This window comes from Flavobacterium sp. (genome assembly GCF_025352425.1).
In the GTDB taxonomy this organism is placed as follows: domain Bacteria; phylum Bacteroidota; class Bacteroidia; order Flavobacteriales; family Flavobacteriaceae; genus Flavobacterium.
The window spans coordinates 1-7,703 of record NZ_JANXTI010000006.1 but is presented as its reverse complement, the minus strand read 5'-3'; the positions used below and the strand labels follow the sequence as shown (position 1 = coordinate 7,703).

Annotated in this window: 7 protein-coding genes; all 7 read right to left on the bottom strand. The window is 34.1% G+C overall.

Features of this window, described 5'->3' with window-relative positions:
- Window positions 1–683: 683 nt before the first annotated feature.
- The gene (locus Q0Q99_RS00600; RefSeq protein ID WP_293889883.1) at window positions 684–887 is read right to left on the bottom strand and encodes a hypothetical protein; all 204 of its coding nucleotides are present in this window, start codon (window positions 885–887) and stop codon (window positions 684–686) included.
- 1 nt (window position 888) lies between these two features.
- The gene (locus Q0Q99_RS00595) at window positions 889–1,668 is read right to left on the bottom strand and encodes a hypothetical protein (protein WP_293889881.1); all 780 of its coding nucleotides are present in this window, start codon (window positions 1,666–1,668) and stop codon (window positions 889–891) included.
- A gap of 1 nt (window position 1,669) precedes the next feature.
- Window positions 1,670–2,557: a hypothetical protein gene (locus Q0Q99_RS00590; RefSeq protein WP_293889879.1), complete on the bottom strand. Its 888-nt coding sequence runs from the start codon at window positions 2,555–2,557 to the stop codon at window positions 1,670–1,672.
- A 182-nt stretch (window positions 2,558–2,739) separates the two neighbouring features.
- Window positions 2,740–3,309: a hypothetical protein gene (locus tag Q0Q99_RS00585; RefSeq protein ID WP_293889877.1), complete on the bottom strand. Its 570-nt coding sequence runs from the start codon at window positions 3,307–3,309 to the stop codon at window positions 2,740–2,742.
- A 656-nt stretch (window positions 3,310–3,965) separates the two neighbouring features.
- Window positions 3,966–4,781, bottom strand: a complete 816-nt coding sequence (locus tag Q0Q99_RS00580) for an HNH endonuclease (RefSeq protein WP_293889875.1) — start codon at window positions 4,779–4,781, stop codon at window positions 3,966–3,968.
- A 208-nt stretch (window positions 4,782–4,989) separates the two neighbouring features.
- Entirely contained in the window at window positions 4,990–5,469 is a 480-nt protein-coding gene (locus Q0Q99_RS00575; RefSeq protein ID WP_293889873.1) for a hypothetical protein, read from the bottom strand.
- Between the two features lie 1,714 nt (window positions 5,470–7,183).
- Entirely contained in the window at window positions 7,184–7,510 is a 327-nt protein-coding gene (locus Q0Q99_RS00570) for a DUF805 domain-containing protein (protein WP_293889871.1), read from the bottom strand.
- Window positions 7,511–7,703: the final 193 nt, after the last annotated feature.

Here is a 7,703-nt window from a genome sequence, read left to right as displayed (position 1 = left end):
TCCGCCGCTTCACGCAGTGGCGACAACTTTATAGTTAGTTGTAAATATATACAATTTTCCGGTTGAGTACTTTCCGACTAAGAAAGATAAAACCAGCCATTGCTTGAAACGGCTGTTAGGCGCTGGCGTTCATACTAACTTAAGTTTCACAATTTTACGCCAACTATTAAGTTTCCACTTCAGCAAACTCCATATTTGGCGTATGATACAGCATTCTTAGTGTCTGATATAGCATTCTTGCAGTCTCAAACCTCATTTTTGGGATTCCGAACCTCAAACTTGGCGTCCCAAACGTCAAATTCGGGGTTGTATAACCCCAAACTTGGGGTTCCATACCTCATTTATGGGGTTCCAAACGTCAAATTTGGGGTTATGCAACCTCAAACTAGGGTTCTTCAACCTCAAACTTGGGTTCCAGAACTGGAAAATTTGAGTCTGGAATCAGAAACATTAGATTTAATTCAGAAAATGTGATATGAAAATTTAATTTTTTTCCAATTGTTGTGAATGGTTCCTGAATTTTCCGCAGTTTCGGAACGCTTGCGCCTAACGTTTTGCGGCTACAAGAAGTTGGCGATTTCGGAGACGAAAACTGTCTGCCACCACTGAACTTGATACGAAGCACAAAGCTTCATTTAACCACTGAACCGCCAATTTCTTGTAGGTGCTGTTAGGCGTAGTTTTTATTTCGTCTGTTCACGTATTTGTCGTTCGATGTCTTGCATTTTGAGTTCAAGTTTTTGAAATACTTCAACTTTTTCGTTGATACTTTTTGCCATAGTTTGGTCTTGTGTCCGATGTTGAACAGAATATTTTAATCCAATTTCTAATAGCGTCTTGTCCATTAGTTCTTGCACTTCTGTTAGTTGTTTAATTAGCTCGTTCATTTTATTTCTTTTTTATTGGCGGTTGTTGATAATTATATGATTTGTCAAAGTAGATTGCTCCAGTTGTTTTATTTGCTACAACAATTCTCACTTTGTCTGATTTAAGGTCGTTGTTGGTTATATTATACCAACCTCTAAATTGTCCGCTGGCATAATTGTAAAATTTGAATACAGATTTTTCTCTACCTGTTGGGGTAAAAAAGTAATAAATTTGAACGTCATCTTTGTTATTTTCAACTTCTAATCCATTCTCTTCACTCATTGCAAGAAATAAATTTTCAACTAAAATTCCTTGTCCTAAGATTGGTGCTGATTTTTGTTTTGATGGCAAACCTTTTAATAAAATGTGACCGCCATTTTGCAAGTAAATTGATTTGGGTGTCCTTGCAGAATACGTTCCCATTCCTGTGTTAGTTCCAAGCTCAATTTCAAATCCCTTTCTACTTACGTCATAGTTAATACTGCTAAACATTTCAGTTTGAATTGTGTAATAATTTGTTTTGAGCATTTCTACTTTCTTCGCCTTTAATTCTAAAAGATAGTTTTGATACTCAGCAGTCTTTTTATAAACTGATTTTTTCAATTCTGTGTCATATCCTTCAAGGTTGTAGTAACGAAAAACATCTAAATCAAAAATAGTTTCAAGTTCAGCACTTGCTTCTGTTGCATTTGTTGTCAGGTCAGTAATTGTAGTTATTTGTTGAGCAAATACTTTATGTCCAAAGCAATCAGCAAAGAAAAAGCATACAATTATTGTTGTTTTTATTTTTTGTATAAGCATATTATTGGATTCTATTTGTAGTTAAAAAGTTGTTGCTAATTTTTACAGTCTTGAAAAGTTGTTTGTTAATTATAATTTGACAAGAAATGTTTGCTCCATAAATGCCGGAGGCATTTGTGTAACCTACACTGCTTTGTAAAACACCTTGTCTTGATAAATTAGGTTGTAATGGTGCATCTGAATATCCTTGAAAATAATCAGATGCTTTTGCCATTTCTTCTTCTTTTGAGTTATTAATAAATACACCTTCTATTTCAATGGTTTCAGTTATTGGTTGGTCTGATTTGTTTTTCCATTTCATTATAACCATTGGTTGATAAAGCAATTGGTTACTATTATAGTCAACGTATTCAAAAAAACCAGTTTTGTATGTTACCAATTCGAGTCTTTCAATTGCAGGAATTATTTTTTTTCCGCTTTCATCAAAATCATACTCTTTCAGTTTTGTCCCAGCTTCATAAACAATCTCTTTTGTTTGAACCCCATCGTCTTTAAATTCTTTACTTATGCCATTTTCCTTGTTGTCTTTAAATTCTATTGTTGCACCAAGCTGTCCATTTTCGTAAAAATATTTTACTGTTCCTGTAATTAGTCCATTGTTGTCATATGGAAACTCTGCATTAATAGAACTATTTGGATAATAGTCAAACCCTTTATTTACTCTTTTTCCTTCTTTAACTTCCCTCAAAGATTTTTTATATTTTTTCGTTGTCTTTGGGTCAAGTTCATAAAATATAACAGTCCCTGTAACTTTTTTATTGTCGTCTTTAAATGTGTAAACTTTGGTGCTGTCGTCCACGTTTACTCTTTCTCCGTCTATTTCAGAGTTTATTAAATTACAAGCTGTCATTGAAAATGCCAGTCCTAAAATTGCTAATGTTTTTCTCATTTGTCTTGTCTTTTTATGTTTGCACGGTCGCCCGTAAAATTACGCCTAACGTTTCGCCGCTACACGAAGTGGCGAACTTCGTAACTGTGTATTTTCTGCTAAGATATAATTTCTTGCGAAAGAAAATTGTGATTTTACCACATTTTTCGCCATTGCGTGTAACGGCTGTTAGCCGACGGTTTTTATAATTTCACTTTTACTTTCTTAAAATTTCCGTTTTCATCTTCATTCCATTTATCTTCTCCAATTAAATAATATTTCCCTTTTTCTTTAATTACTCGGTTTTCAGAATCTTTGTCATTTCCTATAAAAGCATCAGTTTCTGCAATCTCTTTCCATATTTGATTTTTAAAGGACCAAACGGAAATGTTATTCCACCAACCTTCATTGGTTCGAGAAAAAACTATTATTTCATTTGCGTTGTCATTATTAATGTCTTCAGTTTTCGCAACTACAATTCCTAAACTTTGCTCAAAACTTATTTTTGGAATATCTTTTTTAAACTCAATATTTATATTACAATTATTTTTTTCGCATTCAATTTCGTTTGTTTCCAAATTCCATTTGTAATTTACAAAAGCAGTGTCATTAACTTTGTCATTGTCAAAATCTCCGACAAAAAACTTTCTGTTTTCTGTTTCGATTTTCTTCTGAACGGATTTTTCTATTTCCGAGTTTTTAGAAATAATCTTTTTTGTTTTAGTTTCACAACCATAAATGAATAAAAGCAAAATTAAAAACCGTATTTTCATAATTATGTTTTCGTTTTTTCTGCGGTTCTGATAAACTGTTGGCTAACGTTCCGCCGCTTCTCGTCAGTTGCGAAGTTCGGAACTTTTTAATTTCTGTTAAAGATAAAAATTCTTGCGAAATTTGAACGTGAACTTACCACAAAATTCGCAATTGCGAGAAACGGCTGTTAATGGTTCGGCAGCTTTACGAAATTCCGCAACAATTTTTTAGTTTTCCACTTTCTGCAACAACTTATTATTTTACTTTCTGAATTCAATATTCTATCGCAACATTTTCAGCTTTGTATTTTCTGCTATAATTTTTCAAAATCCAATAACTTAATGCTACATTTTCCACTTCCAATTTTCCGCGTCATTTCGGTTTTTCCATTTTAAAGTTCCAAATTGACTTCTGGCAATTTTAAATATTCTAATTGGAATGATTTTTCAAACGTCGGCTTGAAAAGTTTCAACGCAATCTAATTCCAAAACGTTTTGCGGAAGAAAGATGTGAATTAAAATTGTGAATATCTGCGTAATTTCGGCTGCTGACCATTAACGTTCCGCCGCTTCACGCAGTGGCGACAACTTTATAGTTAGTTGTAAATATATACAATTTTCCGGTTGAGTACTTTCCGACTAAGAAAGATAAAACCAGCCATTGCTTGAAACGGCTGTTAGTGGCTGGAGTTATTTTTAGTATACATTTCTTTTATCTCATTTATGCTATATGGATTTTTTCTTTTATGTATCATAGAATGGCAATTTGGACAAACAGGAATTAAATCTTTTATTGGATTAACTTGATAAGACTTTCCAATATCAGATATTTGACGAATATGATGAACGTGTATAAAATCTTTTCCAATTGTACCATAAGCATTTTCAAAATTCAGTTCGCATACAGCACAAGATAATCCAAAATGTTCAATACATTTTGCTCTTGCGTATGGATTTCTTTCATATTTAGTTAAGCGAACTTGATTTGGTGTTCCTTCGGTGTAAGTTTTTTGATTTTCATCATTAGAACTCGCAAAAGGATTAAATCTAATTTTCTGTGTTGTTAAAAAATCAAACCATACAGATTCGAGTTCATCAGTAACTTCTTTTTTTATAGAAATGCCCGAAGATTGAGTTGACCAATGTTGATTAATTAATTTTCCTTGTTTTAATAAATCCATAGATAATATTGGCTCTTCATTTGGATTCAATAAAGCTTCAAAATCAATATTAATCCTCGGAACCATTTTTTCAGAACCGCTCCAATGTTTTGCAAGAAATGGTTGTGTAGCAACAAATCCAGCACCAATTATTCCCCGATTCCCCTTACCTAATTTTATTAAAAAGGCTCTGTCACCAACTTTAATTGATTTATGACTTGCACAACTCCACATTTGTGTAACTCTTCCAGTTTGTTGAAGTTCTTCAATGTTTTCTTCAAGAGTTGTCCAATTCCATTTTTCAGGATTCCAAGCAAATAAAAATGTATTCATTATTCAAAATTTCGTTGTCGTGCGGTACTCTTGCCACTAACGTTCCGCGGCTTTGCTTCAGTTGCGGCTTAAGGAACGCCAATTTTTCCGATTAGGAAAAACGAAGATAGAAAACAATTGCGTCATTTCTGCAAGAAATGGAGCAATTGAGCAAAACCGCTGTTAGCAGTAGTTGCTTATACTAAATTTTTTAAACACATTTTTAAAATTAGGTTTTTGCATTTAAAATACAAGTCAACACTTCTTTGATTTTATTCTTCATTTCCTCGTTTAACTCCAAGTCGAAAGTATAATCAAAATAAATTCTGATATCTGTTATATTTGAGTTAAGTAATTCTTTGAGTTGACTTTCAGTTGGAAGAAATAACGCACTTGATGTTCCGCAGTCTACTTCTAAAACGTATTTTAATTCAATTATATTACTTTTATCAGTCAAAAATTGCATGTAACTTTTTCTTGTAATACAACCAGTTTTTTCCACAGTTATACCTAGAGCATATGCTGCGTCTTTTTCTGTTATGTCCTTTAAAAGCATTATTTGGAATTTTTCTTTTCCATTGTAAACACTTATGTTTTCGGTTCTAAACAAAGTAGATTTTTTAAACTTATCGTAAGTGCTTTTTAATTCACATTGTCCTGACACTTTTAAAAGTGATAACAACATTAAAATTACTATTCTTATTTTCATTATAGTTGTTTTGTAAATTAAATATCTTGAGTTTAGTATGCTTATTTTGTCTTAAAATTGCGTTAGGTTCTTGAATTCTCCGGGTCTGCGGAGCAATTACTGCTAACGTTCCGCGGCTTCACGAAGTGGCGGCAACTTTATAGTTAGTTGTAAATATATACAATTTTCCTTTTGAGTAATTTCCGTCTAAGAAAAATAAACCAGCCATTTCTTGAAACCGCTGTTAGTAGTTGGTGCGCCTACTTTCATTGTCACGCAACATTTTAATTTTCTATCAGACTCCATTTATGTACTTCCAGACTCTGTTAATACTTCGTCATACCTCATTTATGCTCTTCCATACCTCATTTATGCTCTTCATACTTCATTTATGCTCTTCCATACTTCGTTTATGCTCTTCCGTACTTCGTTTATGCTCTTCCATACGTCATTTATGCTCGTCATACTTCATTTATGCACTTCAAGACACTTTAATACTACGCCCACTCAATTTTATTGACTTTGGTAAAGGCTTGATTTTATAATAATTTCCTAAATTCTTTATAGTATCACGGAAGAAGACTCCAATTTAAAAGGGAAGTTCTGAGAAAAAGCGCAATTACTACTAACGTTCCGCCGCTTCTCGTCAGTTGCGAATTTCGGAACGAATTATTTTCTGTTAAAGATAAAAATTCTTGCGAAATGTGAACGTGAACTTACAACAAAATTCGCAATTGCGAGAAACGGCTGTTATATGCTGGCTTCGTACTTCTATTGGTAAGTTTTATTTGCCACTTCTATTTGTTTTCTGTTGTGTATCTTCTTTTTCACTTGCGCTCATGCTTTGTTTTGTTGTGACATTGTCTAGTTCGATTGAGACGTTTCCTTGTTCGATTTGGACATTGTCTATTTCGGTCGCGCCATCGTCTTGTTCGATTTTGCCGGTGTCTTGTTCGATTCTGCCAATGCCTTATTCGATTGCGCCAATGCCTTGTTCGATTCTGCCAACGTCTTGTTCGATTATGACAATGCCTTGTTGGATTCTGCCATTCTCAATTTGGTTATTTCGGACTTATTTCCCAATCTGTTGCATTAGGTTCTTGAATTGTAGGATTTCCGAGAAGCTTGCATATAACGTTCCGCCGCTACAAGAAGTGGCGAACTTCGGAACTGATTACTTTCGGCTAAGATAAAAAATCTTGCGAAACGAAAAGGTGAATTTACTACAAAATTCGCCATTTCTTGTAACGGCTGTTAACCCACGTTTTTTATATCAACTTGAGTACACAAACTTTGCGAGTTTCACTTTTCGGTTTCCACTTTCCATTTTCTGCTTTCCGTTTCTGCTTATTTTCTGAGTAAGATTTCAGCGCAAACATTTTCAAACCCCATTTTTCGGTTTGATTTTCCGCCATCATTTTCCGGCTTTTATTTCGGATTTCTTTTTCAATTTTTACTTTTCGGCTAACTTTCGGCTAAGGTTTAGTTTCTGAAGAAAGATTTTCAAAAACACTTTTAGAAAACGTAAACCTCAATAATCAGCTAAATTTCTGTTGAAAAGCGCCACGCGAAAAATGTGGGTTAACGTTTTGCGGCTTGGCGAAGGGCGGGATTTTTAGCCCTAAAGTTCATACGAAGCACAAATGTTGAACCTTGCACAAATGTTTCTACGAAGCACGTCAGCCCGCCTTTTGCCAAACCGCTGTTATGGGCTGGTTTTATTTCCGTCTATCAATTAAGTATTAGCCTTTGGGTCTGTACCATATTCATTGTCACCTTGTATGCCGTCTGTGCAAGCTAAAATTAAATTGTATATTGGTATTAATAAAAACCAACCACTTTTTCCAACATCGTGCATTCTTCTGACACCAACTGCAATCGATGGAATTAAAACTGCCAATGTGTAAATGTTGGCTAATTGTGGAACTTGCATTAGTCCGCAAACAATGCCAAATACAACTGAAATAATTACGTTGAACAGGACGAAATACCAATACTCACTTCTTCTTGCTCGTCCACTAAATGTTGCGTAATTCTGTAAAACTTTTAAATAATAATTCATATTTTTCTATTTTATTTTTGTCCTACTCGTTTGGCTTTTCGGTGTCGCCCCGTTTTTTGAGTGGTTGCTGGTCTCCACTTTTATTTATATTCTGCCAGTCTAACAGTCAAGAACTGTCAAACCGAAAGAACGGTGGTTCTCTTGTCTGTCCGTGTCCGTTTTGTCGTTTTTTTTTAAACTTGCCCATAACGTT

Excerpts from the sequence above, each read along its gene's own strand:
- Q0Q99_RS00600 (WP_293889883.1), bottom strand. The coding sequence starts at position 887 with ATGAACGAGCTAATTAAACAACTAACAGAAGTGCAAGAACTAATGGAC.
- Q0Q99_RS00595 (WP_293889881.1), bottom strand. The coding sequence starts at position 1,668 with ATGCTTATACAAAAAATAAAAACAACAATAATTGTATGCTTTTTCTTT.
- Q0Q99_RS00590 (WP_293889879.1), bottom strand. The coding sequence starts at position 2,557 with ATGAGAAAAACATTAGCAATTTTAGGACTGGCATTTTCAATGACAGCT.
- Q0Q99_RS00585 (WP_293889877.1), bottom strand. The coding sequence starts at position 3,309 with ATGAAAATACGGTTTTTAATTTTGCTTTTATTCATTTATGGTTGTGAA.
- Q0Q99_RS00580 (WP_293889875.1), bottom strand. The coding sequence starts at position 4,781 with ATGAATACATTTTTATTTGCTTGGAATCCTGAAAAATGGAATTGGACA.
- Q0Q99_RS00575 (WP_293889873.1), bottom strand. The coding sequence starts at position 5,469 with ATGAAAATAAGAATAGTAATTTTAATGTTGTTATCACTTTTAAAAGTG.
- Q0Q99_RS00570 (WP_293889871.1), bottom strand. The coding sequence starts at position 7,510 with ATGAATTATTATTTAAAAGTTTTACAGAATTACGCAACATTTAGTGGA.